Here is a 26,502-nt window from a genome sequence, read left to right as displayed (position 1 = left end):
GGGACCGGGCTACGGCGTCGTCGCGCTGCGCTCCTGGGTTTCCGCCTCCTCCGTCGCCTCGTGCGAGGGGGCGGCGGGCTGGGCGAGCGGGGCCAGCCGCTCGGTGGCGGTGTCGACCAGTTGCAGGTCGGTCTTGGTGTGGGCGATGGCGGCGTCGATGAGGAGGGCGACGAGGGGGTCGTGTGTGTGGGTGCGGCGCAGTCGGGTGAGCGCGGCGAGTTCGGAGAGGTAGGTCTGGCGTTGGGCCGCCACAAGGGTGTCGAGGGCCTCGGGACCCAGCTTGGCCGCGCCGAAGAGCTTGAGGAAGAGTTCGTCGCGGTATCCGCCCGTGCGGACCCAGGCCGTCCTGGCCCAGGTGCCGAGCTCGTCCATTCCTTGGGCGGTGAGGGTGTAACGGGTCTTGTCCGGGCGGTCGTTCTGCGCGACGTGGGAACGGAAGACGTGGCCGTCGCGGACGAGCCGGTCCAGAATCTGGTACAGGTGCCCGATGTTGAGGCCGCCCCATTGCGGGCCGATCGCCTCCTCGAAACGGCCCTTGAGCTCGTAGCCGTGACTCGGTCCCTCGGACAACAGCGCGAGCACGGCGTGGTGCAGTGGCATTTTGCATCCCCTCTGTGTTGTGACAATGTACCCGTGCATTGCCGCAATGCAGGAGGGGTGGTCGGAACGATGGGCGTGGTCTTGCGGGGTGTGACCCGCCGGCATCCGGGGGTGGTGGCGCTGGACGGCGTCGACCTGGAGATCGGGGACGGCGAATCGGTGGCCCTGACCGGCCCGTCGGGCGCCGGCAAGTCGACGGTGCTGCATGTGGTCGGCGGAATGGACGAGCCGGATTCCGGCACGGTGGAGGTCGACGGCACCGCGCTGGCCGGGGGCGGACTCGACGCCCACCGCCGCCGGATCGGCTTCGTCTTCCAGCGCTTCCATCTCCTGCCCGCCCTGACGGTGCTGGACAACGTGCTGGCCCCCGTGCTGCCCCGCCGGGTGGACTTCGACCGCCGGGCCCGCGGCATGGAACTGCTGGAGGCCGTGGGTCTGGCCCACCGCGCCGGCGCCCTGCCGTCGGAGCTGTCGGGTGGTCAGCAGCAGCGCGTCGCGGTCGCACGGTCGCTGATCAACCGGCCCGGTCTGCTGCTGGCGGACGAGCCGACGGGCAATCTGGACAGTTCGACGGGCCGGGAGATCATCGACCTGCTGCTGTCCCTGACCGGTCAGTACGGCATGACGCTCCTGGTCGCGACGCACGATCTGGAGGTCGCCGCGAGCTGCGACCGGATTGTCCGCCTGCGCGACGGACGGGTCGTGGCCGACGAACGGGTCACGCCGGCGGCCGACGTCCTGGACCGGCTCGGGGGGTTGCGTCCGTGATCGCGATGATCTGGTCGCAACTGCGGCGTCACCGGGCCCGCGCGCTGGCCCTGGCCGCGGGCATCCTCGTGGCCGCCACCAGCTTCACCCTGCTCACCTCGACGGTGACCACCAGTCAGGCGCGGACCACGGAGACCGTGCGGAAGAACGCCCGCTCCGCGTACGACGTCCTGGTGCGCCCCCACGGCAGCCAGACCGCAGTGGAGCGCCGCGACCAACTGGTCGGGGCGAACTTCCTGTCCGGCATCTTCGGCGGCATCGAGACGAGCCAGTACGAGCGGATCAAGCGGATGCCCGGTATCGAGGTCGCCGCGCCCGTCGCCAACGTCGGATACCTGATGGTGCAGGGCACGCTGAAGGTGGACCTGTCGTCGTTCGTGGACGGCACGGCGGAGGGCCAGTTGCTGCGGATCAAGCCGCAGCTGACCGCGGGGCTGGACACCTACCGCGCCGCCGACCAGTACCTGTATGTGAGCCGCAACCCGATCGAAGAGTCCAAGACGTTGTCCGACTCCACGTTCCCCGGACTGCAGGAGGAGCACGCGGACCACCGGACCTATCCGGTGTGCTGGTTCTACAACTACAACAAGACCGATCTGCACGTCATGCACACCGACGACGGTGGTCTTGGACCGCTCAAGCCCGGCTACATACCCGAGGACCGCCGCGAGACGTCGCCCTTCGACCGCGACATGAACAGCTGGCTCACCTGCCGGTCGGAGGGGGGCAAGGCGGTCGCCGAGGTCCCGGTCACCTACCCGGTGCTGCTGTCGGCGGTGGACCCCGCCGCCGAGGACCGGCTGGTGGGCCTCGGGCAGACCGTCACCTCCGGCCGCATGCTCACCGAGAACGACAAGCCCGTCTGGGGTCGCAAGGACGGCTGGTCCAACGTGTCCTACTGGACGGTCCCGATGGTGCTGAGCGACCGGCCGCTGACGTCCGGGACCATGAACGCCACCGTGGAACGCCTCGACACGGGCGACCCCAAGGACCTGCGCGGCAAGCTCGGCAGCCCCGCGGCCCACGACTTCGTCAACGGCCTGCGCGGAACACCGGTGGGCCGTGTCAGCGCCGACCTCGAGCAGGGCTATCCCGGCAAGTCCCTGTTCGCCCCGCAGGCCGACAGCTACTGGACGGTCGGCCCCGTCGACTACCGCCGAGCCGGTGCGGGCCTGGCGCCCCGCGCCCGCGCGGACCAGTCCCCGGAGGCATGGCGCACGAACCAGGAACGCCAGTTCATCGAGTTCGTGCCGGAGGAGAACACCGGCACCCAGTTCCGGGAGGTCGTCAGCCACCCCGGAACCGCCTGCTGGGGCAGCACCACCTGCGAGCACGAGGACTACGGCAGGACACCGATCCCCTACCTGAAGCCGGTCGGCCGCTACGACGCCACCAAGCTCCCCGGCTTCTCCGGCTCGTCCTCGCTGTCCGCGGTTCCGCTGGAGACCTACCGCGCGCCGCAGGTCACCGGCGCCGACGAGGCCGGGCGGAAGGCCCTGGGCGACCGGCCGCTGCGTCCCGACCGCAACCTCGGTGGCTACCTGGCCGCACCGCCCACCATGCTCACGACCCTGGACTCGCTGCCCGTACTGACCGGCAGCCGGCGGCAGCCGACCGTACAGGACAAGGCTCCCATCAGCGCCATCCGGATCCGGGTCACCGGCGTGACCGGCGTCGACGCGGCGTCACAGGCACGGGTCAACGCCGTCGCCGGCCGCATCCGCACGGCGTACCCCGGGCTGCAGGTGGACATCACCATCGGCAGTTCGCCGGCGCCGCAGACCGTCGCGCTGCCCGGCGTCAACGTGACGGAGAACTGGACGGCCAAGGGCGTCGCCCTGCACATCCTCAAGGCCGTCGACACCAAGAGCGCGATGCTCTTCGTCCTGGTCCTGATCGTGTGCGCGCTGTTCCTCGCCCAGGCCGCCCTGGCGTCGGTGCGATCACGCCGCATCGAGATCGGCACCCTGCGCTGCGTGGGCTGGAGCCCACCGGAGATCCTCCGGCTCATCCTCGGAGAACTCCTTGTCATCGGCCTGGGCGCGGGAGCCCTCGGCGCCGTACTGGCCTACGTCCTGGGGGTGGTGCTCGGGCTGCCCGACTCCGGGCCGAAGGCGGCGCTCGTACTGCCCGTCGCGCTGCTCCTCGCGGTCACCGCCGGGCTGCTCCCGGCCTGGCGCGCCACGCGCCTGAGGCCGCTGGACGCGATCACACCCCCGGTGACCGCCACCGGGCGTGCGGCGCCCGTCCGTTCGGTCCTCGGGCTCGCCGTACGCAATCTGCTGCGCTTCCCCGGTCGTACCGCGCTCGGTGCGGCGGGCCTGGCGCTGGCGGTGGCGGCCTTCACCGTGCTGCTCGCCCTCACCCTGGGCTTCCGCGGCGAGGTGGCCGGCTCGCTGCTGGGCAACGCCGTCGTCGCACAGGCCCGCACCGCGGACTACCTGAGCGTCGCCCTGTCGCTGCTGCTGGGAGCCGCAGGCGCCGTGGACGTGCTGGTGCTGTCCATGCGCGAACGCGCCACGGATCTGGCGGTGCTGCGCGCCACCGGCTGGACGACGCGGGATCTCGCCCGGCTGAGCTTCTACGAGGGTGCCCTGCTCGCGCTGCTGGGCGGCCTCGCCGGCGCGGTCACCGGGCTGGCGACGGTCCTGGCGATCGGCTGGGGCACGCTGGGCGGACGCCTCCCGGCGGTCGGCGGGGCGGCGCTGCTGGCCACCCTGGCCGCCGTGGCCCTGGTCTGCGCCGCCCTGGCCTTCCCCGTCCGCGCCCAGTCGCGCATCGCCCCCGCGCGGATGCTGGCGGCGGGGTGAGGTGACGGCCGGCAGGGCAGTCGGCTACCGTCACCGGTCACGACCCCCGGGCGCGGCGGGCACGGTGTGGGACGGTCCGGCGGGTGATGTCCACCGCCGGCAGCGGAGGCCGGACCCTCGCGGTGGGTTCGGCCCTACCCGCGTCCCGCCCGATGGGGTCCCGACCATGCGTCGCAGCCACAGTGGAACGCATGACGTACCACCGGTCGCGGTCTGTTCGACTACGACATCCGAGAGGATTCGTCGACGGGCGCCCGGGCCGCGGAGCGGGCCTGGTCACTGTCCTCCGGGAGAGTGTCCTCCAGCAGGATCCGCAAAACGTCTTCCAGGCGCCCGGCCAACTCGTCGGGATCCGCCTCCACCAGTGCGGTGTTCCCGATCAGTTTCCGCATCAGCCACACGCCGGCGATCACCGACAACGCGAGCGCGGAACGTTCCGAAGTGTTCTCGCCCGTCAACAGGCCGACGAGGCGCCGTTCCACGTGCCGCTCAATGCCCTGGCGGGCGATCTCGGCCGTTCGCGGATTCGAGGCGGACCGCAGCATCAGCAGGAAGGGGCTCAGCCCCTCGGCCTCGGGCGCGGTGCGCTCAACCAGCGACCTGGCGACGTCGCGGACCAGGGCCGCCGGATCGCTGCCCACCACGGTGCGCGGGGCGAAGGTCGTGTCCACCACCTCGGCGAACAACTGTTCCTTGGAGCCGAAGTAGCGGTTGACCATCATGGCGGTGACGCCTGCGTCCTTCGCGATGTCCCGAACGCCCGCGCCGTCGTAGCCGAGGCGAGTGAAGGCCTCCACCGCGGACGAGAGGATCGCCTCGCGGGTCGCAGCCGCGTTTCGGGACCGGCGGGGGGCGGCAGGGCGCGGCTCGGGCCGGGGCGATTCGTTTTCCACGACACAAGTGTAGTGAGGCCGGAAGCGCGGTCTACAGTCGTAGAGCGCCGGGGTCTGCGTAGCCTGTACGACCTACTCGGCCCGCTCGCGGCAAGGCGGGGCTTCGGCGTCCTGCCGCAGCGGAGGTCGGGACGCGCGCCCGCCACACCGGAGGCCCCGCGGTGAACCGACGCCGTCCACCCGTCTCCGCCCGCCCCGCACGACGAGTGCTCGCTGTGACAGCCCGGGTGCCGGCGCCTGGGCACCGACTCCGCGCCCACGGCTCACCGGGGGCGCGGCATGCTCGCGGGCGCCTTCGCGCCGTCACCGGACTGCTGAACCTCACCCTGCGTTCTGTGCCGCTCGCGGTCCAGGCGTGACGTGGCCGCCGCCGCGGCGCCGCCGTACCGGCTTGACGGGCCGCCGTGCCGGCTTGACGGGCCGCCGTGCCGCTCGCGAGCGCGCGGACGTCGACGTCCCCGTTCACTTCGAACTCCGTCCGGCCGCGGACGCGTTGTGCCGGGCTCTGCCCTCGGCGCCTTCGCGCTCCGCGGGTCCGCTCACGGCCTTGCTCGAACCGCCCGCCGGGACGGCGGGCCGTCAGGTCGACCCGTCGGTCAATCCGGCGGCCCACACCCGCCGCAATGCCGACGGGCGCGCGGGTCGTACCCCTCGCCCTGCCGTGCGGGCCGCCGCTGGAGGTGTCCCGTGGCCGGGCGCCGTACGGCGCCCGGACCACATCGGTGCCCTCGTTCAGAACGCTGAGCGGATCAGTCCGCCGTCCACGCGGATCGTGGCTCCGCTGATGTACTCGGCGTAGTCGCTGCACAGGTACGCCACGGCAGCGGCGATCTCGTCCGGCTTGCCGAAACGGCCGCGGTCGTTCGGAATGAGGGCGTCCACAGCATTCGGCTGGACCTCCTCCCAGGTCTCACCCCACCCGCGGGCGGGACCGATCGCTGTGACGAACTCCTTCGTCGCCTCGACGAGGATCGCGCCGGGCGAGACCACGTTCGAGGTGACTCCGGTGCCCTTGAGGTCTCGGGCCAGCGACACCGCGAGGTTGTGCCGGGCCGCCAGCGTGGCGTTGTACTGGGGATGGGTGTTCATCGGCTGGGACGCGAGACCGCCACCGATCGTGACCACGCGACCCCAGCCGCGCCCGCGCATCGCCGGAACCAGATGCCGGATCATCCTGACACCCGAGACGACGTTGACGTTGTAGGCCTCGGTCCACTCCGCCGGACTCGCCTCCGCCCACGACAGGTGCCGGTAGAAGCCGGCGTTGTTCACGAGGATGTCGACGGGACCGTCGGTGGTGGCCGCCTGGGCGACCGCGGCGGCGCCCTCATCCGTGGCCAGGTCGCCCAGCACCGCGGTGGCGGTGCCTCCGGCCCGGCGGATGCCGGCGGCGACCTGCTCCGCGCGGTCCTTGTCCCGGCCGTGGATCACGACCGCGGCGCCCTCCGCCGCCAGCATTTTCGCGGTGGCCTCGCCCAGGCCGGCACTCGAACCGGTGACCAGAGCGCGCTTGCCCTCGAGATTGAGGTTCATTCCTTGCTCCCATGCGGATTGCTCCCGTGCCGCAGCACGGCAGGTGGTGCTGTGCCGGTAAGTATACAGATGTAGACTTGAGGGCGTTGCGCCGCGTTCTCCGGGGCGTCGCCGCGGGGTGGCGCAGCTCGGCGACGGCGGGACCTACCTGCCGGGACGTCGAGGACATCGTCGAGTCGAGGCAGGCCGTGCCCCGCGAGAAGCCTGCCGTCACAGGCGGCCGAGGCGGTTGGAGTACGCGACCCCCTCGGGCGCCACGGCCACTGCCTGGCTCCGGGCAGGAGCCGGCGCGGGTGATCGTGCCGGCCGGCGCCCACGAAGCCCCTCCCCACATCCTTCGGCATGAGGGCCCGGCCGTCCGGGCCCGGAAGGCGGGGTCCTCCCCGCGGCATCCGTCGATCACCGCCGTGTGCCTCCCGGCCGTCCGCCGCCGCACGTGTCCGTCAGACCCGCCGAGCACAATGGGGCCGGTCCCACCGGACCGGCCCCATCATGGCGTGCGGAACCGCCTAACGCCTGGTCAGGACCACGTCGACGGTCACGGCGTCGCGACCGCGCGGCCGCACGGTGCGCTCGGCCGACCGGTAACCCTCGGCACTCACCGCGAGCGGGACGCTGCCTCCGGACGGCGGGAGCCACAGCCGGTACGTGCCGTCGACGGCGGTGCTCAGCGTGTGCGCACCCGTTCCGCTCCCGACCCGGACCGTGGCTCCGGCCAGCGGCGTGGTGCCGCCGTGCCGCCCGGAGCCGCTGACGGTGCCGCTCAGACGCGTCCAACCGGGCGGCGCCACCACCGTCATGGTGACGGGCACGGTGACGGAGGCGTACGGCCCGTCGCTGTCGACGACCAGCCGCGCCCGGTGCGCGCCCGCGTCGGCGGGCCCCATGGCGCGCGCGTCGACGGTGACCGTCAGCTCCGCCGTCCTGCCCGCGCCGACGGATGAGGAGCTCGCCCTCCCCGCCAGCCACGCCACGTCCCCGTGGGGCGCGTCGTAGTCGGGCAGTTCGAGGGCGGAGGTCTGCATCACCCTGTCGGCGCTCTGGCCGCCCACCACGGACCAGCCTGGCGCACCCGCCGCCGCGTACAGCGGCTGCGGCAGGTTCGGCAGCGCGCTCCACGTGTCCGCGGCCGGATCGTAGGCGTACGCCTCGTTGGTCACCGCGGCGGCCCCGACGAGCACACCACCGGCGGCCATGAGCCGGCCCGCGCCGACGGCCGTCGCGGCACCCCAGAAGTCCACGGGCGGGTCGGCGATCGGCGTCCAGCGGCCGGCGGCACGGTCCAGGGCGTAGCCGGCGGCCGTGGCGTGCGGAGGCTGCCCGTCGCCCTGGTGGACACCGCCCGCGCAGTACAGCGTCCCGTCGACGGTCCCGCAGCTCTGCCAGGAGGTCGGCACGGGGTAGGCCGGGCCCGTCGACCATGTGTCGCCCGCCGGGTCGTAAACCTGCACGTCGCGCGTGCCACAGGACACGCTGGTGCAGCCGCCGACCACGTAGAGTCGGTCGCCCACCGCCGCGGCGGCGGAATTCCCGTACGCCTTCGGGGCGTCGGCGATCCGCGACCAGGTGTCGGTCGCCGGGTCGTAGACCTCGCCGCCGGCGATCGGCGTGCCCGCGCGGTTCTTGCCGCCGACGACGTACAGCTTGCCCCGGACGAACCCGTAGGCCGCGCCGCTGCGCTTGGTGATCGCCGGGGCGAGGTCCTTCCAGGTCGCCGTGGCCCGGTCGTAGGAGCGAAGGGCGGTCGTCCACTGGCCGTCGGGCGTCTGCCCCAGACCGCTGTACAGGACTCCGTCGTTCGCGGCCGCGATCCCCCCGGTCATGGGCAGCGGGAGGTCCGCGAGCGGCTGCCACGCCTCCCCGCCGGTCGCCCCGGCGGCGCCGCCCGGGGCCGCGGCGGTGGCCGTCGCGACGTCGAGCGGGTCGGGCCTGGCGGCCGTCCGCTCCCTCGGCGCCCCCGGCATGCGCGCCGAGGTCTGCGCGACGGCCTGCTCACCGACGGTGAGAGAGGCCGGGGCGCCCCCGGTGTTGCGCACCTTCACGGTGACGGTCTTCTTCTCACCCCACGGGACGGTGACGCCCACCGCGCCGGGGGAGGCCTTCAGCCGGGACGGGCGAAGGGCGAAGTCCGCGGAGGTGACGGCGTCGGCCTCGACCTTCACGGTGGACGTGCCGGTCGGAAAGCCGAACGCGGGCAGCCCGGCGGTGAACTCCTGGCGGCCGGTACGGGAGGAGAAGGCCCAGTACAGCCCGTCGCCGACGGCCGGGTCGTCCGGCGACGCGATGCTCCGGCCGCTGTCCTGCGGCGTCCTGGCGGCGGAGACGGTCGCACCGACGACCCCGGCACCGGTGTTGGCGTCCGTCACCCGGCCCGTCAGCAGCCCGCCGGGCACCGTGACCAGGGAGCGGGTGCCGACGGCCACGTTGTCCAGCTGCCAGATGCCGGTCAGGGAGCCCGCGAAGTGGAAGCGCAGCCGCACCGAGGGCTTCCCGGCGTAGGCGGTGAGCGGAACCGTCTGGTGGGAAGGGCCCTCGACGACGTCGGTGTGGTGCCAGAGGTTCTCCCAGTGGTCCCCTCCGTCGGTGCTCACGTCGATGTCGGCCGTCGGGTCGTTGAAGCGCCACAGACTCGGCAGAGCGGTGTCGAACTCCAGTGTCGGCCGCGTCTCCTTCGACAGGTCGTACTCCGGGCTGATCAGCTCGGTGTCGACCTCGCCCCAGCCGAGCGCGTAGTCGTCGACCTGGGCGAAACCGCCGTCACCACCGGTCTGGTTGCCGCGGGTGAGCGGGTCGTCGAAACCCCAGCCCCCGGCGTCGGTGTGGTTGACGATGCTCCACCCGGCGGGCTTCGCGGCGGCGTCGAAGGACTGGAAGCCGCCACCGCCGTACTCGACGGCGTAGCCGGGCGGCAGGGCGCCGGTGCCGACCAGGGGCAGCGCGAGGTCGGCGGTCCTCGGGGACGATCCGAGCTCGACCTTCGTCTCGGCCGGCCGGTAGCCGGGGTAGAGGCCGGTGGCGCGCAGCGTGTACGTCCGGCCGCGCTCGAGGCGGACGGAGTAGCGCCCGGTCCTCGGGTCGGTGTGGACGGTGCCGGGGACACCGTCGACGGTCAGCCGGGCGTAGAGGCCCCAGCCGTGGCCGCCGCCGTCACGGACGGTCCCGGAGACCGTGGCGGTCGGCACGGCGGAGAGCGCGGCGTTCCGGGTCAGCTCCGCGCCGTCGGCGAGGGTGGTCTCGCCCAGGTTCTTGCGGGCGTAGCCGAAGGCGTCGACCGTCAGCGTGTACGTACCGGTGGGCGCCGCCAGCGACCACCGGCCGTCCGCCCCGGTGACCGCCGAGTGCGCGCCCAGCCGTACGGTCGCCCCTGACAGCGCCTTGCCGGTCGCCTTGTCGGTGACCTTGCCGGTCACGGTGCCGTGCGGGCCGGGCCGGAAGGCGCCGACCCCCTTCGGGGTACCCAGGCCGGTGGGCCCGTCGTAGCCGGGGCCCGCGGTGCAGCTGTTCGCGGGTTCGCACGCGGGCGGGCCGTCCGGGTCGCACGGCGCGTCGTCGGAGCAGTGGGCGTTGCTGCCCGTGGTCACGTCGTTGAGCGCGCCGGGGGAGCGGTACGGGTACGCGGCCGGGTAGGTGCCGTCGACGGGTGTGCCGGCCAGCGCGTACAGACCGGCGATGATCGGGGCGGAGGCGCTGGTGCCGCCGTAGACCCCCCACCCGCCGCCGGAGTAGGTGTTGTACACGGCCACACCGGTCTCGGGGTCGGCGACCGCGCTGACGTCCGCCACCGATCGCCGGTCACAGCCGGTACCGGTCTGGAACGAGGGCTTCGGCTGGTACGCGGAGCACCCGGAGCCCGTGCCGCTCCACACCGTCTCCGTCCAGCCCCGCGCACCGCCGTCGCTCCTGCTGAGCGAGGTGCCGCCGACCGACGTCACGTACGGGGAGGAGGCCGGATAGCTCAGCCCGTGGCCGTAGTCGCCGGAGGCGAACACCACCGCGGTGCCGGGGTGGTCGAAGTACGCCGCGTCCAGGGCGGCGAGGTCCGGGCCGTCGTAGTAGGCGCCGTAGGAGTTGGACACGTAGCGGGCGCCCATGGCCACCGCGGTGTTGACCGCGGCGCCCAGGTCGTCCGTCGCCGAGCTGTCGGCCTCGACGAGGAGGATGCGCGCCTTCGGCGCGACGGCCGAGACCATGTCCAGGTCGAGGGAGATCTCGCCGGCCCAGCCGTCGTTGGGCTGCGGGTAGTCCGTCCCCCCGCGCTGGTCGACCTTGCGGAGGCACCCGGTGTCGCTCGTGCAGGGCGGCAGCCCGTACTGGGCCCGGTAAGCGGCCAGGTCCTGCTCGGCGTTGGGGTTGTCGTACGCGGCCACGACCGCGATGGTGGCCCCGGCGCCGCCATCCGCCGGCAAGCTGTACGCCGAGCGCAGGTCGGCCGGGCCGAACCCTTCGGGACCGGCGGACCGCGCGCCGCGCCCGCCGGTGGCGTCCGACTGCCGCACCGCGAAGCACCCGAAGTGCCCGGGCTGCGGGGTTCCGCAGAGCGGCTCCGACTCCGCCGCGGGCCCGGAGCCGGCGGCGACGGCGGGGCTCTGCTGGGGCAGTTGGACGGCGAGCGCGGTCAGCAGCAGGGCCGCGGCCGCGCCGATGGCACGTTGCCGGCGGGATCCCGCCGGCCCGGCAGGGGCAGCCCCGAGGGATCCGGAGCGGGTGCGTGAGGGACGGCGTATGAGCACAGGGCGACTCCGGTGGAGGGCGGAGCGGACGGGGCGGTACCCGAGGACGTTGTCGGACGACGAGACGGTTGCCGAAGAAAGATCGCGTGTACTCGACAACCAGGTCAATGGATGGAGTTGGCGTTTTGGCGCCGCGTGTCGTGTTCACGCCTTCGTGGTCACGCTTCCACCGCGGCGGCGTATCCGGGTGACGCCGGCCGAGCGCGATACTAGGACTTGTCCGGCCGATCATGTGACTACTTGGTGTTCGGGTCGTTGATGTGGACATGGGGCGGGGCGATCTGACAGACGCGGAGTGGGAACGGCTGCGGCCGTTCCTGCTGGTCAGCAACAGACGTTGTGGCCGGTGGCGGGACCACCGACAGGTGATCGACGGGATTCCGCACCGGGTGCGGACCGGAGCGCAGTGGCGCGACCTGCCGGAACGCTACGGGCCGTGGAAGACGGTCTACGAACGGCACCGGCTGTGGTCGGCCGACGGAACATGGGAGCGGTTGCCGCAGGAGGTCCAGGCCGCCGCGGACGCCGCGGATGAGATCGACTGGGACATCTCAGTGGACTCCACCATCGTCCGCGCGCACCAGCACGCGGCCGGCGCCCGCACCGATCCCCCACCAGTGCCTGCCTCAAAGGGGGACGAGCCGACAGAACACATGGACGAGACCGCGTGGCAGAGCCTGCACGCCCGCCTGGTGGAGGTGGTGCGGCAAGTGAGGGCCTGGGCCGCTCGCGGGGCGGGTTCACCAGCAAACTCCACCTGAGCGCGGACGGCCGCTGCCGCCGGTTGTCCCTGATCGTCACCCCGGGACAGCGGGCGGACTGTACTCAGTTCGCACAGGTGCTGGAGAAGATCCGCGTCGCCAAAGCGCGGCCTCGCTGGCTCGCCAGCACTTGGAGGGGCCAGCCGGCTCGTGCCATTGAGCAACCGGGTTGACCCACCAGGTCAGCGGCCATCCCGCCGAAGCCCACTGATCTTCCGTGCGCGCGGTGAGAGCGACGGCGTCGGAGACGTCGGCCACCTGCAGCAGGGACAACAGCCCGTACAGGCGCCGCGGCGTGAACGCGGTGCCGGCCAGCGCTGCCGCGGCCCCCGCGTCCGCCCCGGCCGCTGTGTAGGCGGCCGGGGACCTGCCGAAAGCTTCCTCAACGCGGCAGCGGGGTCAACGTACAGCTGGTCTGCCATGTCACGGGAGGGGTAGTCGGTGTGCACGGAGCGGAGGGTGGCGGGCCAGTCCGTGCGGGCCCGGTGGGGCCGGAGGTCGTTGCAGTGGCTCCGGTAGGCCGGAACCGCGGCGGGCGTGAGCCCTGGGCCGCGGCTCCGGTCCTGCGGGGGCGGGTTACTTCGTCAGGTAGGCGTCGATGATGGTCTCGTCGACGGTGTTGCCCTGCTTGTCCACGGCCTGGGCCTTGAACGAGACGCTGCCGCCGGCCTTGGGGTTGGTGACCTGGACCCGGCCGTCGCAGACGTTGAGCTTCTGCCAGGTGGCTCCCTTGTCGTAGGAGGCCCACACGCTCAGGGACTTGAGGTTTCTGCCCGCGGCGGTGCCCTTGACGGTGACGGGCACCCACACCTTCGCCCGGGCCTTGCCCGTGTTGTCGAGGGACAGGGCGGGGGTGAAGCGCACGACGGAGGTCGGGAGCTTGGTGATCCCCGGGGCGAACTCGGAGGAGAACGTCCAGCTCGCGGTCATGCTCGTGGAGACGTCGGCGACCGTGCCGCGCTTGACCGAGACGGTCAGCCGGTAGTCGGCACGTTCGTTCTCCGCGACGTAGAAGACGTCCATCGGGTTGAGGCTGATGTTGACGAGCTCGCCGTTGCGGTAGAGGGACGTTCGCGCGCTCTCGATCGGCGAGTTGTTGTTGCTGATGTTCCCCTCGCTGTCCGAGAAGAGCGGAAGCCATCCGTCGATCGCCTCGTCGGCCCGGAGCAGCCCGATGAGTCCGGCGCCCTCCGGGAGATCCGGCCCGAAGACACCGACGCTGAACACGTGCTGGTAGGAGCGTCCGGGCTTGAACGTCCTCGCGAGTGCGTCGTAGCCGGTCTCGTAGGCGTCGTTCGCGTCGACCTGCATGAAGCCCAGCTGCCACGAGTCGTTCCCCGAGAACAGGTGCAGGGTGCCGGTGTAGGGCAGGCCGTGCACGGCACCGAGGCCGGCGCCGCCCTCGGTGATCGGCGTGACGAACCCGAACTTGCCCTTCGCCGGCGCTCCGAGCTTCACCTGGACCTTGGCGAACTCCCCGGACTTGGCGTGGTGGGTGAAACCGGTGAGGTAGCGGTCACCGGTCGGCTGGTACACCAGGCTGTACTCGTCGTGGCCGTTGACGCCGGTGGCGAAGCTGACCGCGAGCTGCTGGGTCAGTGTGTCGCCCGCGGGCGCCTTGGGGCCGAGGTGGGCGGTGCGGTACTTCGCGAGGGAGCTGGTGAAGACCCCGTATAGGGTGTCGGAGCCGTCGGGCAGATCGATGCCCGCGCTGAAGTGGCCGAATATCTGCTGGGCGGATCGGTCGGGGACGGTGATGTCGAGCGCCTTGGCGGTGCGTGCGTCCACCGTCACCGTGGTGTCCTTGGTGACGTCGAGGTTGGGCTGGTTGAACCAGTCACCGCCCTGACTGTAGGTGCCCTCCGGGTCCACGCGGACCATGCTGTTGAGGAAGTACCGGCCCTTGGGGAGACGCACCGAGTACGTGTCGCCGTACAGCACGACGCCGACTCCCATCGCGGGTCCTGACAGGCCCTGCAGCTGGGCGTCCCAGGCGGGGGCGGGCGCGGGCTCGCCCTTGCGGTCCAGCGGCTTCACCGTGACGGTGTACATCTCCGACTCACGTTCCACAGCCAGCGCGGTGCCGACGGTCTGCCCGTCGCCGGTGGCCGTGATCCGTCCCGTGAAGGCACCGGTCGTGTCACCGCCGAGGCGGGTGTCGGCGGTGACCTTCACGGTCGCCTCGCCGTGTGCCGGGACGGTGACCTGCTGGTCCGCCGTGAACATCCCGTCGGGCGCGGCGCTTCCGTCCGGGCCGGTGGCGTCCACGGTCAGCTGCAGGGTGACCGGGGAGTCGCCCGAGTTGCGGTACGTGAGGTCCTTGGTGAGCGGCTGGTCGTCGGTGTGCGGCCACTGCGCGACACCGAACGAGAGCGAGGTCTCGCGGGCGACGACGGTCTGTTTGATCGCCTTCCGCAGGTCGACGCGGCCCGAGCCCTGCTCGAAGGGCGTGTACCCGCCGGGCGTCGTCGAGGAGACCAGCGCGTCCTTGATGTCGTCGCCGGTCCAGTCGGGGTGCTGCTGGACGAGGATGGCGGCGGCGCCGGCGACGTGCGGGGTGGCCATCGAGGTGCCGTTGAGGGCCATGTAGCCGTCCGCGACGGAGGGGGCGACCGTGCCCAGGTAGCTGTCGTGCGCGGCCGCGGCCCCGATGGCCACACCGGGCGCCGTCAGATCCGGCTTGATGCCGCCGTCACCGACGCGCGGGCCGGTGCTGGAGAACGAGGCCAGCTTGTCCTGCTTGTCCACGGCGCCGACGGTGAGGGCGGCGTCGGCGCTGCCCGGGGAGTTGACGGTGCCGGGGCCCTGCTCGCCGGTGTTGCCCGCCGCGATGACGAAGAGGGGGGCTCCGCTCTCGGCCGAGAGCCTGTTGACGGCCTCCTCCGCCGGATCGATCTCCGGGGAGTCCCAGGTGCCCAGGCTCAGGTTGACGACGTCCGCCTTCTCGGCGACGGCCCACTCCATGCCCGCGATGATCTGCGACATGCTGCCTTTGCCGCCGTCGCCGAGGACCTTGCCGCTGAGGAGGCGGGCCCCCGGCGCCACGCCCTTGTACGTGCCACCGGACTTGGCTCCGGTGCCGGCCGTGATGGATGCGACATGCGTGCCGTGACCGAACCGGTCCACGGCGTCCGGCGAGTCGGAGAAGTTCCGCTCCTCGACGACCTGTCCGGCCAGATCCGGGTGGGTGGTGTCCACTCCCGTGTCGAGGACGGCGATACGCGTACCGGTGCCGTCGAAACCCGCCGCCCAAGCCTCGGGGCCGCCGATCTGGGGGACGCTCTTGTCCAGGCTCGCCTGCACGACGCTGTCCAGCCACACCGAGGCGATACCCGGAGCCACGCTGCGCTTCATGGCGTCGGCGGACCCGTCGGTGATCGCGGACCACAGTTCCGCGGTGCCGTTGGCGGGCGCGGCGACGGCGTCGGCGTTGACGCTCGGCAGCGTGCGCTCGACCTCGGCGCCCCCGGCGGAGCGCAGGGCCGTCCTGGCCGCCGGACGGGCCGCGTCGTACATCACGATGAGCCGCAGGTCATGGCGGTCCGCGTAGGCCGGCGTGCTCAGCGTGGTGATGTCGAACAGACGCCGGTCCACCCGTCCGCTCCGGACGAGGCTCCGGGCGTCGTCGGGCAGGGCGTAGGTGTGCCCGTCGCGGGTCTCCACCCGGATGGGTATGTCCTCCCGGCCCTTGGCGGGATGCACGGCGACGATCCCGCCCTTCGCGTCCACCGCGATCCGGTCACCGGTGATCAGCGGAATCCACCGGTGCACACCCGCCCCGGCCGAAGTGCCCTTGATCGCGGGACCCGTCCCGAAGGCCAAGGCCGAGGCCGAGAGCTGTGCGGCCGACGATGCCGTGCCGGTGGGGGCGGCGAGTGCCAGGGACGCCGGCGGGGTAGCGGCGACCAACAGCATGCTGAGTCCCATGACCGTGCCGAACGCAGGTCTCTTGGACGTGAATTTCACGGTGTCCTCTCGCTCATTCACCCCGCGCCGACGCGTGGATTTCACGGTGGACTTGGGGCGCGCCGCACAGCGAAGCACCAGTCCCGAGAGGGTGTCAACGGGTTGATCTTGGATAGACGAATGATAAACTGGTCGTCAACCGGTTGGTTATCCACGGCATTAGCGAACTTTTCGACCCCAACCTGCCCACTGTCCCCGCTTTCCGGCCGGAATCCGCAATTTCCCCGCCCGCCTCATTCGGTACGGCCGGATTCGAAGAGGTCATTCGGGGAGCGCGCGTCCCAGTAGTGCCGTGTCCGGACCACCGCGTCAGGGCAACGTGCGCTCGCGCCCGACCAAGCCGCCGAACGGTGTCGACGTACCCGCCGAGCTTGAACGCGCCGCGGACCAGTTCGCGGGTGGCGGCGAGGGCGGGTCCATGCAGCGATCCCGGCCGCCCAGGTCCGGGGCCCGGGTCGTAGCCGAGTTCGGCGACGACCGCACACGATGTGCCGAGGCCAGGGCGGTGAAGGCCTGCGCCGGCGCAGCCCCGGTGGCCCGCGGATCAGGGGGCTGCCATGCCGTGGTGGCCGGTACGGTCAAGAACCGGCGCCCGGCCGCCGCCGGCTGCATGTGGGCTTTCGCCGCCCCCCGCTGCCCGTCACCCCGAGCCCGCTGTACCGCCGCTCTGTGGATCCTCGTTCAACGATATCCTCGGCTTCCTCTTCCCCCCCGTCCAGCGGCCGGCGCCCCGATCGGCCGGAATTCCAACGCCCTGTTGGACGTGCTGTGGCTATCCGGGTACGGCCATTCGGGAACTTGCGGGAGGCCGGTCGGGCAGCGCAGATGACCCTTTTGGTCACATGCAGGCATCGGCGCAAAGGTGACATGGCGTCAAAGTGACATGCCGGTGATCTCGACACGACCGGCCGGAAGCGGATTCATTCGTCTTTGGTATTTCGCACATCCGCTGGTTCATTTTCAGTTCGGTTGGGAGCTCCTTTGCCTGGTTCACCTGTACGCGGCCGAAGGCTGACGGCGCTCGGCATCGCCTTGGCGCTGCTGCCGTCGCTCGGCGCGGTCACAGCCTCCGCCACTCAGACCGGTGCCCATACGGCGGACACCGCGCTCCCGGCGGGTGTGGCGATCCGCAAGGACGCCGGCGTTCCCCGGACCATCACGTTGATCAACGGCGACAAGGTGACGGTTACGGGCGCCGGCAAGTCCGCGGTCACGTCGCTGGAGGACCCCGAAGGCCGGCCGGTGTCGGCGTACTCCGTCACACACGACGGCGAGACCTTCGTGTACCCGCAGGAGGTGCTGCCCTACGTCTCGGCGGGGATCCTCGACGAGGACCTGTTCAATGTCACGCGGCTGCTCGCCGACGGCTACGACGACACGCGTAGCGACCATCTGCCGCTGATCGTCCGCTACGCCGACGCGGCCCGCGCGCGCAGCGCCGCCTCGCTGCCCCAAGGCGCCGTGCGCCTGCGGACGCTGACCAGCCTGCAGGGGGCCGCGGTCGCGCAGAAGCGCGACGAAGCCGGGAAGTTCTGGGACGCGCTCACCAAGAACGTGAACACCTCCGCCCTCGCGCGCAGCAGCACGCTGGGTGGTGCGGTGACCTCCAAGCGCGCCCCGGCCCCGCTGCTCGCCGGCGGTATCCAGCGTGTCTGGCTGGACGGCAAGGTGAAGGCCGATCTGGCCGACTCCGTCGCGCAGATCGGCGCGCCCGAGGCCTGGGAGAGCGGTGACACGGGCCAGGGCGTGGACGTAGCGGTGCTGGACACCGGCGTCGACGCCGGCCATCCCGACCTGGTCGGCCAGGTCGCGGCCGCCGAGAGCTTCGTCCCCGACGAGAGCGTCGTTGACCATCACGGCCACGGCACCCACGTCGCTTCGACCATCGCCGGCACCGGCGCCGCGTCCGAGGGCAAGGAGAAGGGCGTCGCCCCCGGAGCCCGGCTGCACGTGGGCAAGGTCCTCGGCAACTCCGGGGCGGGCCAGACCTCCTGGATCCTGGCCGGCATGGAGTGGGCCGTGCGGGACCAGCACGCCAAGGTGGTCAGCATGAGCCTGGGCGGCGAGCCGACCGACGGCACCGACCCGATGAGCGAGGCGGTCAACACGCTCAGCGCCGAGACCGGGGCACTGTTCGCGATCGCCGCGGGCAACACCGGCCCGCGGGGAGCGGTCAGTTCACCCGCCGTCGCGGACGCGGCGCTGGCCGTCGGCGCGGTCGACTCCGCCGACCGGCTGGCCTCGTTCTCCAGCCGCGGGCCCCGCGTCGGGGACGGCGCGCTCAAGCCGGAGATCACGGCTCCCGGCGTCGGCGTGCTGGCCGCCCGGTCGCAGCACGCGCCGGGTGAGGGCTCCTACACCACCATGAGCGGCACGTCCATGGCCACCCCGCACGTCGCGGGCGCCGCCGCCCTGGTCGCGGCCGCGCACCCGGGCTGGACGGGGCAGCAGATCAAGGACGTCCTGGTCAGCACCACCAAGGCCACGCCCGACTACTCCGCCTACGACGCGGGCAACGGCCGCTTGGACGCCGCGGCGGCCGCCAAGGCCGAGGTGTACGCCACCGGAGTGGTCGACGCCGTGCAGGAGTGGCCGCCGACGCCGGGCGTGAACGTCGACCGCAAGGTGACGTACACCAACGACGGCGACACCCCCGTCACCCTCGACCTCGCGGTCGAGGCCGGCAAGGCGCCCTCCGGCCTGTTCACGCTGTCGGCTCCGGGGGTGACGGTGCCCGCGCACGGCACCGCCGCGGTCACCGTCACCGCGCACCCGGACCGCGCCGAGGAGGCCATGCTCTACAACGCCCGGATCGAGGCCGCCGACGGTGGCTCGGTCAAGCTCGCCACGGCCTTCGGTCTCGTCACCACGTACGAGCTGCACGACCTCACGATCGCGGCCAAGGACCGCTCCGGCAAGCCCGTCACCGGCGACTTCTGGGTCGTGCTTCAACAGGGCAAACGGCCCGGGATCACCATGGCGGGATACGTCAGCGGATCCACAACTGTGTCCATGTACTCCGGGCCCTGGTCGGTCGTCGCGGCCATCCCGGTGGAGGGCGCCCATGGTCCGCACTCGCGCGGCCTGGCCCTGGTCGCCGATCCGGAGTTCCGGCTCGAGGAGGACGCGACGCTCACTTTTGACGCCTCCAAGACCCGCCGGGTCACCGCGGTCACCCCGAAGGAGTCCGTCACCACCTACATGCGGGTGGACTACAAGCGCACGCTCGACGCCTCCGGCACCCACGAACTGTCCTTCTATCAGTGGCCCACGTACGACAGCGTCTGGGCGCTGCCCACGGGTGAGAAGGTCGCCGAGGGCGCATTGACCATGCGGACCCGCTGGCGCAACGAGCAGCCCCCGCTGAAGCTCGCCTCCCGGCAGGAGGCCGTCGACGACATCCTCGTACGACGCGGCGCCACCCCGCTGCACAAGGGCACGAGCCGGCTCGACGCGGTCTACGCAGGGCAGGGTGCGGCGGCGGACTACAAGGGCCTGCGGGTCAGCGGGAAGGCCGCTGTCGTGGTCCGCAACGACACGGTGACCGCGAGCGAACAGGTGGCGGCCGCCGCGGCGGCCGGGGCCAAGCTGCTCATCGTCGTCAACGACGGCGACGGACGGCTGGACCCCCGCACCCAGGCCACCCCGCCGCTGACCGTCGTCGCGGTCGGTAAGGACCAGGGCGACCGCCTCATCCGCCGTGCCTCCGCCCCCGGCGGCAGCGAGCTGAAGATGTTCTCCAACCCCACCACCGAGTACCTGTACGACCTGGCCGACGCCTGGGAGGGCGCGGTGCCGGCGGACACGGTCTACCGGCCCGCAGCCAAGGACCTGGCCAGGATCGACGTCGCGTTCAAGAACTACCGGCAGGCCGACGCCCGCGAGACCCGCTACGCCGTCTGGCCCGACGCGCCAAGCCTCCGCGTCGACACCGAACTCCCGCGCCCGGCACGGGGTACCCGCACCGACTGGGTCTCCACCGGATCCGGCGTCCGGTGGGCGCAGGCCGCGACGGTGCTCGGCGAGATCAGGATCCTGGCCCCACCGCGGACCTACAAGGCCGGCACCACCACCTCCGACGAGTGGTTCGCACCCGTCACCCGGCCCCGGATCAACACCTCCTTCCCCGGCACATTCAACTTCCGGCAGGACGACTTGCTCTTCGTGAACGTTCCGGGCTGGGGTGACGCCGGCACCCGTCGCGAGGGTTACGCACTGACCCCGGACGCCCGGGCCACCGCCTCGCTCTACCAGGGGGACACCCTCCTCAATTCCAGCAGTGGTACCTTCACCGTCGCCACCGGTCTGAAGCCCGAGCGGCAGGCGTACCGGTATGTGCTGGAGACCGCCCGCGGCGCATGGGGCAACCCGTTCTCCACGGCGACCCGGACGGAGTGGGACTTCACCTCCGCCGCCGGTGCGCAGTACGAGGGCCGCGCCGTGGCGCTGATCCAGCTCGACTATGCCGTCCACACGGACCGTGACGGCAGGGCGCGGCGTGACGCGTCCCTGACCGTCACCGCCGAGCACCCGCCGACGTCCGACCCCGGCCAGGACATACCGCCCTCCTCGGCCATCGGGAAGGTCGGCCTGGAGCTCTCCTACGACAACGGCAAAACCTGGCACAAGGCCAACGTGACGCGCAAGGGAGACGGCTGGCGCACCACCCTCGACGCCCCGAGGAAGGCCTCTCACGTCACCGTGCGCGCCACGGCCGCCGACGACCGGGGGAACGCCGTGCAGCAGACCATCACCAGGGCCTTCGGCCTGAGGTGACCTGAACCGCACACCCGAGTGGGCCCGGGACGGAACGCCGTCCCGGGCCCGCTGCGCCGGCCGGAGGGATGCGACTCGATCCGCCACCATCGAGTCGTCACATCCACGCCGGGCACATCGTCTACCTGGCGTGAACACATGGGAAACCGATGGGTCGCTCGCACTGCCGCGGCTGCCGGTGCGTTCGCCGGCCCAGCCTGGGGCGAAGCTGGGCGCTGCTGCGCGATGGCCGACGCCGCCCGCCCCGGCCACTCGTTTCGTGATCGGCATCGGTTGTCGGCCGCAAGGGATTGCCCGTGCCGGGTTCCGGACCTCGATGGCTTCCTTGCCTCAAGAGCGCCCGGGCGGAGACAGGACCCGCCTATCTCAACGCGACTGTGCCGCAGGGGCTGTGCACGGGCGACGCGCACACATCGCTGCCGCATCGCTTGTTCCGGTGGATCCGCCGCCCCGTAGCCACCACCGCTGACGAATCGAGGCGGGGATCGAGAGGGAACAGTGCCAAGGTGAGCGAACACTTCTGGTTCACGGTGTTGGGCCCAGTGCGTGCCCAGCGCGGCTCGACAGAGATCGAACTGGGATCCCCTCAGCAACGCGCGGTCCTTGCGGCGCTCCTGCTGCGGGAGAACGGCCATGCCTCGCTCTCCGAGTTGATCGAGGCGGTATGGGGGACAGCTCCTCCACGTACGGCTGGGCAGACAATCCGCACCTATATACACCGTTTGCGGAAGAGTCTGGGACCGGCCCACGATGCGGGCACCTCGTTCATCGTCTCCGCGGGTAATGGCTATACACTGCGGGTCTCCCCGGACCAACTGGATCTAAGTGTGTTCCGTCAGCGGGTTGCGATGGCCGAGGGGGCCGTCGGAACGGGACACCACGTCAGAGCCATAGTTCATCTCCGCGATGCCCTCGACCTGTGGTGCGGAGAACCGCTGGCCGGAATTCCCGGAACGTACGCGATGTCTCAGCGCAACCGCCTTGAGGCGCTGCGCCTCGTCGCAGTCGAGCGACGCATCAACGTGGAATACGAGCTCGGCCGGTTCGGCGAGGCCACCGCGGAGCTTTTCGATCTGGTGGCCAAACACCCCCTGAACGAAAGATTCAGGGAGATGCTGATGTTCTCTCTCTGTAAAACCGGGCGGCAGGCAGAGGCGCTTGCGGTGTACCGAGAGGTGTGGAATCTCCTCTCGGAGAACCTGGGCGCGGAGCCCGGCCCCCGGCTGCAGGTCCTCCATGAACGTGTCCGGAGGGCTGACCCCGAATTGTTGGTGTCGGACATATTTCCTGATCCTGAAGTCGGCCCCGCCGCCCCCGGGTCCCCAGCCGGAACCGCCCTCGGGGTGTCACCACCCCGGGCTCCGTCCCCGCCGCCCGCCGGCTTGCCGACTGTGGTCGGCCGTGACAACGAACTCGGCCTGATCGAAGCCCTGTTGGCGGTCGATGCACAAGGTGATGCCACCGTGGCGATCGGCGTGATCGTCGTCATGGCCCGAGCCGGCAGGACCACCCCCGCGGTGGTCTGGGCACACCGGATCGCACATCGATTTCCCGATGGGCACATATATCTAGATCTGCGCGGATGTGATTCCTCCAGCCCGGCCATGACTCCGATGGAGGCATCCGGATCGATTCTCCGGTCCCTCGGGGTCGCCTCGTCGCTGCTCCCGTCCGACTTGGAGGGCCGGATAGCGCTTTATCGCATTCTGCTCTCCGGCCGGCGGATACTGCTGGTACTCGACAATGCCCGTGACGCGGAACAGATACGCCCTTTGCTGCCCGGCACGCCGAGTTCGCTGGTGGTCGTCACCAGCGGCTGATCTCCATCTTCGGCCTACCCCCGGCGGTGCTGCGTGCGACGTATGTGCCGTCCACCCGTCGGGGTCCGTCCAACGAACGGCGCTGCCTCACTTTCGGTGGTGCCGGAGGGTGGTGAGGCGTCGCCCCATTTGCGCACCCGGCCGGCCGGGCGCGAGCGTCGGCGAAGCCTACCTGGGGCCCGAGCCACAGGCCCTGCACCGATCAAGGTCCGCCATCGTGCGTTCACAGGTCCTGTGTCCACACTCCGGCAGGGTGCATGTCGGGGCGCAGATCCAGCCGGGGTTGGAGGCCGATCAGGTCCTCTCCACCGGGCTGCCAGGGGTAGGCTCCGTCGCGGTTCGGCCAGACGACCTGGAGGAAGGGGAAGGGCGGCTTGCGGTAGAAGCCGATCGCGGCGCCGAAGAACGCCCTGTACCAGCGATAGTCGACGGGCTTGAGCACGACGGGCACGCCGGCGACGTCGTCCCGCTCCTTGTCCTCTTCCAGGGGGTGTCCCTCAACAGCGCGCCGACCCAGGTCGTTGAGGATCGTCTGCATCAGGCGGATGTCCAGGCCGAACATCGCAAGCTCGGGCATCCGGTGGCGGTGCCACAGGCCAATGGCGTAGGCCCAGCCGGGTCCCTGGTTGTCGGCAGGGATCATCATGACGTGCCAACGGTGGTGATGGATGACGTCCACGGTCGCCAGGGTGGGGGGATCCACTCCGTTGTCGTCCTGGCGGACAGCGCAGTGGCAGGCGTCGTGACCGGTGGGCATGGCCGTGAGGATACGGGAGCGCTTTGGCCCCTTCGGCGGGAGATAAGCTGATGGCGACTAGAGCGGTCTGCGGACCTGCCCGTGGACGTCTTCACCACATCGACCACGCAGGCGGTTTAGTCATTTGGGGTGCTCTGACTGACGGGCGTGAACTCGGTCCGCACGACGAGAGCCTCGCCATACAGCACATGGTCGCCGCCGCACGGGGGTGGCCGGCCCTCGATCATCACGGCGCCGCCGTTCGCCGCCACCTCGACCACCGGCGCGCGATCCTCGGTATCGACTGAGGCGGCGACCGGTCCACGGGCAACCTCGAAATCACCGCAGCAGGGGGAGAGACAGATGACTCGTCGCAGAGGGACCCGTAAGGTCGCCGCGGTCGTCACTGCGACTGTGCGTGAGTGGAGGGACGAGGAGGGTTGGGGTGTCCTCGACTCGCCCGAGACTCCCGGTGGGTGCTTCGGCCACTACGCCGACATTCAGGCGCCTGGCTTTCACACGCTGTCACCAGGGCAACAGGTCGATCTCATCTGGGAAGCGCCCGGCTTCAAGCAGGACGGGTACGACTACCGGGCGGTGAGCATCGTTCCCCGCCCCGCCTGACCTCCACGGCTGACTGTGAAGACGGGGGTGGCGCAGCCCCGAAGGCCGGACAGCGCCCGCCGGGGTGCATCCGGATCCGGGATGAAGCTTTGAAGCGGGTGTCGCAGGTTTCCTTGGAGGACGGATCTCGCTCGGTCAGCGCACTAAGTGGTCGGCTCCGGAAGTCCTTCGGGGGTTGACCCCGCTGAACCTGACGGGTGTGTGCACCGGCTGGCGTCGAAGGACGGCGCGGTGAAGCTTGACCGCTGCGTGCCAGCCTAGTTTCGAGCCGCTGAGCTGGGGTGGTTTGCCGAGGCAATGCGTTCGCCCGATCTCGTTGTCGTCTTCACGTACAGTGCAGCCGAAAGGGGGTTCGGATCTGTGTTTGCAAAACGGATCCTGGATGCCCGCTACACGTGCCAAGAGTCGAACCGCAGGGCTGTGTGTCGCGCGCACGTGCTCGTCGGAGACGCCCAGGTGTTTCAGAGAGGTTGTTGCCCACATGGAGGCAGTCGTCGAGAGCGTTGACATGTCGCGCGATGCGCGGCTGGCGGCTCACAGTGCAGTCTCCACGGCTCTGGCCCTGTGCAGTGACCTCGAACTGCGCGACCTTCTGGATGCGGCTGAGCCGATGGGATCCGGTATCGGCGGGACATCGGCGCTGCTGAACGTCGGCGGGACCCCGGTCTTCGTCAAGCGGGTACCGCTGAGCGATCTGGAAAGGCAGCCGGAGAACGTCCGGTCCACGGCGAACCTCTTCGGGCTACCTGCCTTCTCCCATTTTGGTGTCGGGGTTATCGGGGGGCCGGGCTTTGGGGCCTGGAGGGAGCTGGCCGTGCACACCATGACGACGAACTGGGTGCTCGCACAGGACTTTGAGGGCTTCCCGTTGATGTACCACTGGCGGGTCCTGCCGCACCCCGGGCAGTCGCTTCCCGAGGAACTGGCCGACGTGGAGAAGGCTGTCACCTACTGGGGAGGCGGATCGCAGGTGCGCCGCCGGATCGAGGCTGTGCGAGATTCCTCGGCGAGCATCGCACTGTTCCTGGAGTACATCCCGCAGAACCTGCACGACTGGCTGGGAGCCCAGGTCAAAGCCGGTGACGAGGCGGCCGAGAGGGCTTGCGCCATGGTCGAAAGGCAACTGCAGGCTGGGACCTCGTTCATGAACGCCCGCGGTCTCCTGCACTTCGATGCCCACTTCCAGAACATCCTGACCGACGGTGAGCGTCTGTTCTTTGCGGACTACGGTCTCGCGATCTCCTCCCGGTTCGACCTGTCCAAGGAAGAGGCCGACTTCTTCGCCGAACACCAGACCTATGACCGTTGCTACTCCGTCACACATCTGGTGATCTGGCTGGTCACTGCCCTGTACGGGTATAGGGGTGAAGAGCGCAGTGCGTTTGTGCGCGCATGTGCCCAAGGAGAGCGCCCGAAGGGGATTCCGCCGCAGGTCGCGGCGATCCTCACCCGCCACGCCCCGCTCGCCGCAGTGATGACGGACTTCTACCGCAAGTTCCAACTAGAGAGCAGGCAGACCCCGTATCCGATGGAGGAGATCGGCGGGTTGGGCAGTACGTCCATCGTCTGATGGACGGGCGGCCACGCGCCGCTGGCTCGACCAGGACGCGATCAAACCCTGGCAGCACCGTTCCTGGATCTTCATCACCGACCCCGACTTCCGCCCCAAAGCGGCCCGCGTCCTGGACCTCTACGCCCGCAGCTGGGACGGCGAGCCGATCGGCGCGGACGAATACGTCATCAGCGCGGACGAGAAGACCTCCATTCAGGCCCGCTGCCGCTGCCACCCAACGCTCGCCCCGGGCCAGGCAAGAGCGATGCGGGTCAACCACACCTACCGGCGCGGCGGCGCGATGGCCTACCTGGCCGCCTACGACGTCCACCACGCGAAGGTGTTCGGCCGCACCGAGGCGCGCACCGGCACCGAGCCGTTCATGGCCCTGGTCACCCAGGTCATGAGCCAGGAACCCTACGCCAGCGCGAAACGGGTCTTCTGGATCGTCGACAACGGTTCCTCCCACCGCGGCACGAAGGCCGCCGACCGGCTGGCCACGGCATTCCCGAACGCGGTCTTGGTGCACACCCCGGTCCACGCCTCATGGCTGAACCAAGTGGAGATCTAGTTCTCCGTGGTGCAGCGCAAGGTCGTCTCGCCCAACGACTTCACCAACCTGACCCAGGTCAGGGACCGGCTCCGACACTTCGAAGACCGCTACAACGCCACGGCACAGCCGTTCCAGTGGAGGTTCACCACCTCCGACCTGGACGATCTGCTGGCCAGACTCGACCGGCACACCACCGATCACCAGGAAGAATCCTCCGCCGCCCAGCCAGCCTGATCAATCCCCGAAGGACTTTCGGAGCCGACCACTAAGAGGTCGCGCAGCTAGGACTTGTCCGGCCGATCATGTGCGGAGCCAGATGACGAGTGTCGCTGCGGTGGCGGTGCCGAGGTAGACGTAGCCGCGCTTGTCGTAGCGGGTGG

Annotated in this window: 14 protein-coding genes and 1 pseudogene; 9 read left to right on the top strand and 6 right to left on the bottom strand. The window is 70.8% G+C overall.

Going from position 1 to position 26,502, the window contains the following annotated elements; translation table 11 throughout:
• Positions 1-9: 9 nt before the first annotated feature.
• Complete coding sequence (locus tag PV342_RS37715; protein ID WP_400808397.1) at positions 10-600, bottom strand: PadR family transcriptional regulator; 591 nt, start codon at positions 598-600, stop codon at positions 10-12.
• A 69-nt stretch (positions 601-669) separates the two neighbouring features.
• Here PV342_RS37715 and PV342_RS37710 point away from each other — a divergent pair, with 69 nt between their 5' ends.
• Entirely contained in the window at positions 670-1,368 is a 699-nt protein-coding gene (locus tag PV342_RS37710; protein WP_500320643.1) for an ABC transporter ATP-binding protein, read from the top strand.
• 5 nt (positions 1,369-1,373) lie between these two features.
• Entirely contained in the window at positions 1,374-4,178 is a 2,805-nt protein-coding gene (locus PV342_RS37705) for an ABC transporter permease (RefSeq protein ID WP_500320663.1), read from the top strand.
• Positions 4,179-4,399: 221 nt separating this feature from the next.
• Here the strand turns inward: PV342_RS37705 and PV342_RS37700 are convergent, their stop codons facing one another.
• The 3 genes from PV342_RS37700 to PV342_RS37690 all read right to left on the bottom strand — a co-directional run bounded on the left by PV342_RS37700 (position 4,400) and on the right by PV342_RS37690 (position 11,334).
• On the bottom strand, positions 4,400-5,071 hold the full coding sequence (locus PV342_RS37700; RefSeq protein WP_400808394.1) for a TetR/AcrR family transcriptional regulator: 672 nt from the start codon (positions 5,069-5,071) through the stop codon (positions 4,400-4,402).
• Positions 5,072-5,803: 732 nt separating this feature from the next.
• Positions 5,804-6,604, bottom strand: a complete 801-nt coding sequence (locus PV342_RS37695; RefSeq protein WP_400808391.1) for an SDR family NAD(P)-dependent oxidoreductase — start codon at positions 6,602-6,604, stop codon at positions 5,804-5,806.
• Positions 6,605-7,113: 509 nt separating this feature from the next.
• Positions 7,114-11,334 carry a carboxypeptidase regulatory-like domain-containing protein gene (locus tag PV342_RS37690; RefSeq protein ID WP_500320640.1) on the bottom strand — a complete coding sequence of 1,407 codons (4,221 nt, stop codon included), beginning with the start codon at positions 11,332-11,334 and terminating at the stop codon, positions 7,114-7,116.
• Between the two features lie 266 nt (positions 11,335-11,600).
• Between PV342_RS37690 and PV342_RS37685 the strand changes: the two are divergent.
• Positions 11,601-11,936, top strand: a pseudogene (locus PV342_RS37685) (IS5 family transposase); the annotation flags it as partial.
• Positions 11,937-12,671: 735 nt separating this feature from the next.
• Here PV342_RS37685 and PV342_RS37680 read toward each other — a convergent pair.
• A complete protein-coding gene (locus PV342_RS37680) occupies positions 12,672-16,022 on the bottom strand; it encodes a S8 family peptidase (protein WP_500320638.1) in 3,351 nt (1,116 codons plus the stop codon).
• A gap of 1,020 nt (positions 16,023-17,042) precedes the next feature.
• Here PV342_RS37680 and PV342_RS37675 point away from each other — a divergent pair.
• Both PV342_RS37675 and PV342_RS37670 read left to right on the top strand, forming a co-directional pair.
• Positions 17,043-20,837, top strand: a complete 3,795-nt coding sequence (locus tag PV342_RS37675) for a S8 family serine peptidase (RefSeq protein WP_400805943.1) — start codon at positions 17,043-17,045, stop codon at positions 20,835-20,837.
• Positions 20,838-21,343: 506 nt separating this feature from the next.
• Positions 21,344-22,657, top strand: a complete 1,314-nt coding sequence (locus tag PV342_RS37670; RefSeq protein ID WP_400805946.1) for an AfsR/SARP family transcriptional regulator — start codon at positions 21,344-21,346, stop codon at positions 22,655-22,657.
• Positions 22,658-22,880: 223 nt separating this feature from the next.
• Here the strand turns inward: PV342_RS37670 and PV342_RS37665 are convergent, their stop codons facing one another.
• Positions 22,881-23,414: a DUF4262 domain-containing protein gene (locus tag PV342_RS37665; RefSeq protein ID WP_400805949.1), complete on the bottom strand. Its 534-nt coding sequence runs from the start codon at positions 23,412-23,414 to the stop codon at positions 22,881-22,883.
• A 342-nt stretch (positions 23,415-23,756) separates the two neighbouring features.
• Between PV342_RS37665 and PV342_RS37660 the strand changes: the two genes are divergently transcribed.
• The 4 genes from PV342_RS37660 to PV342_RS37645 all read left to right on the top strand — a co-directional run bounded on the left by PV342_RS37660 (position 23,757) and on the right by PV342_RS37645 (position 26,356).
• Positions 23,757-24,017 (top strand): cold shock domain-containing protein, encoded by a 261-nt coding sequence (locus PV342_RS37660; protein ID WP_400805951.1) that lies wholly within the window; start codon positions 23,757-23,759, stop codon positions 24,015-24,017.
• Between the two features lie 481 nt (positions 24,018-24,498).
• Positions 24,499-25,587 (top strand): protein kinase family protein, encoded by a 1,089-nt coding sequence (locus PV342_RS37655; RefSeq protein WP_500320636.1) that lies wholly within the window; start codon positions 24,499-24,501, stop codon positions 25,585-25,587.
• Complete coding sequence (locus PV342_RS37650) at positions 25,541-26,140, top strand: transposase (protein ID WP_500320661.1); 600 nt, start codon at positions 25,541-25,543, stop codon at positions 26,138-26,140. The genes PV342_RS37655 and PV342_RS37650 overlap by 47 nt, the downstream gene beginning before the upstream one ends.
• Before the next feature lie 6 nt (positions 26,141-26,146).
• Entirely contained in the window at positions 26,147-26,356 is a 210-nt protein-coding gene (locus tag PV342_RS37645) for a hypothetical protein (RefSeq protein ID WP_500320634.1), read from the top strand.
• Positions 26,357-26,502 lie beyond the last annotated feature (146 nt).

The organism is Streptomyces sp. PA03-3a (assembly GCF_033792735.1).
In the GTDB taxonomy this organism is placed as follows: Bacteria; Actinomycetota; Actinomycetes; order Streptomycetales; family Streptomycetaceae; genus Actinacidiphila.
Note: the sequence above shows the minus strand (reverse complement) of the source record. Positions and strands in the feature narration are given on the sequence as shown.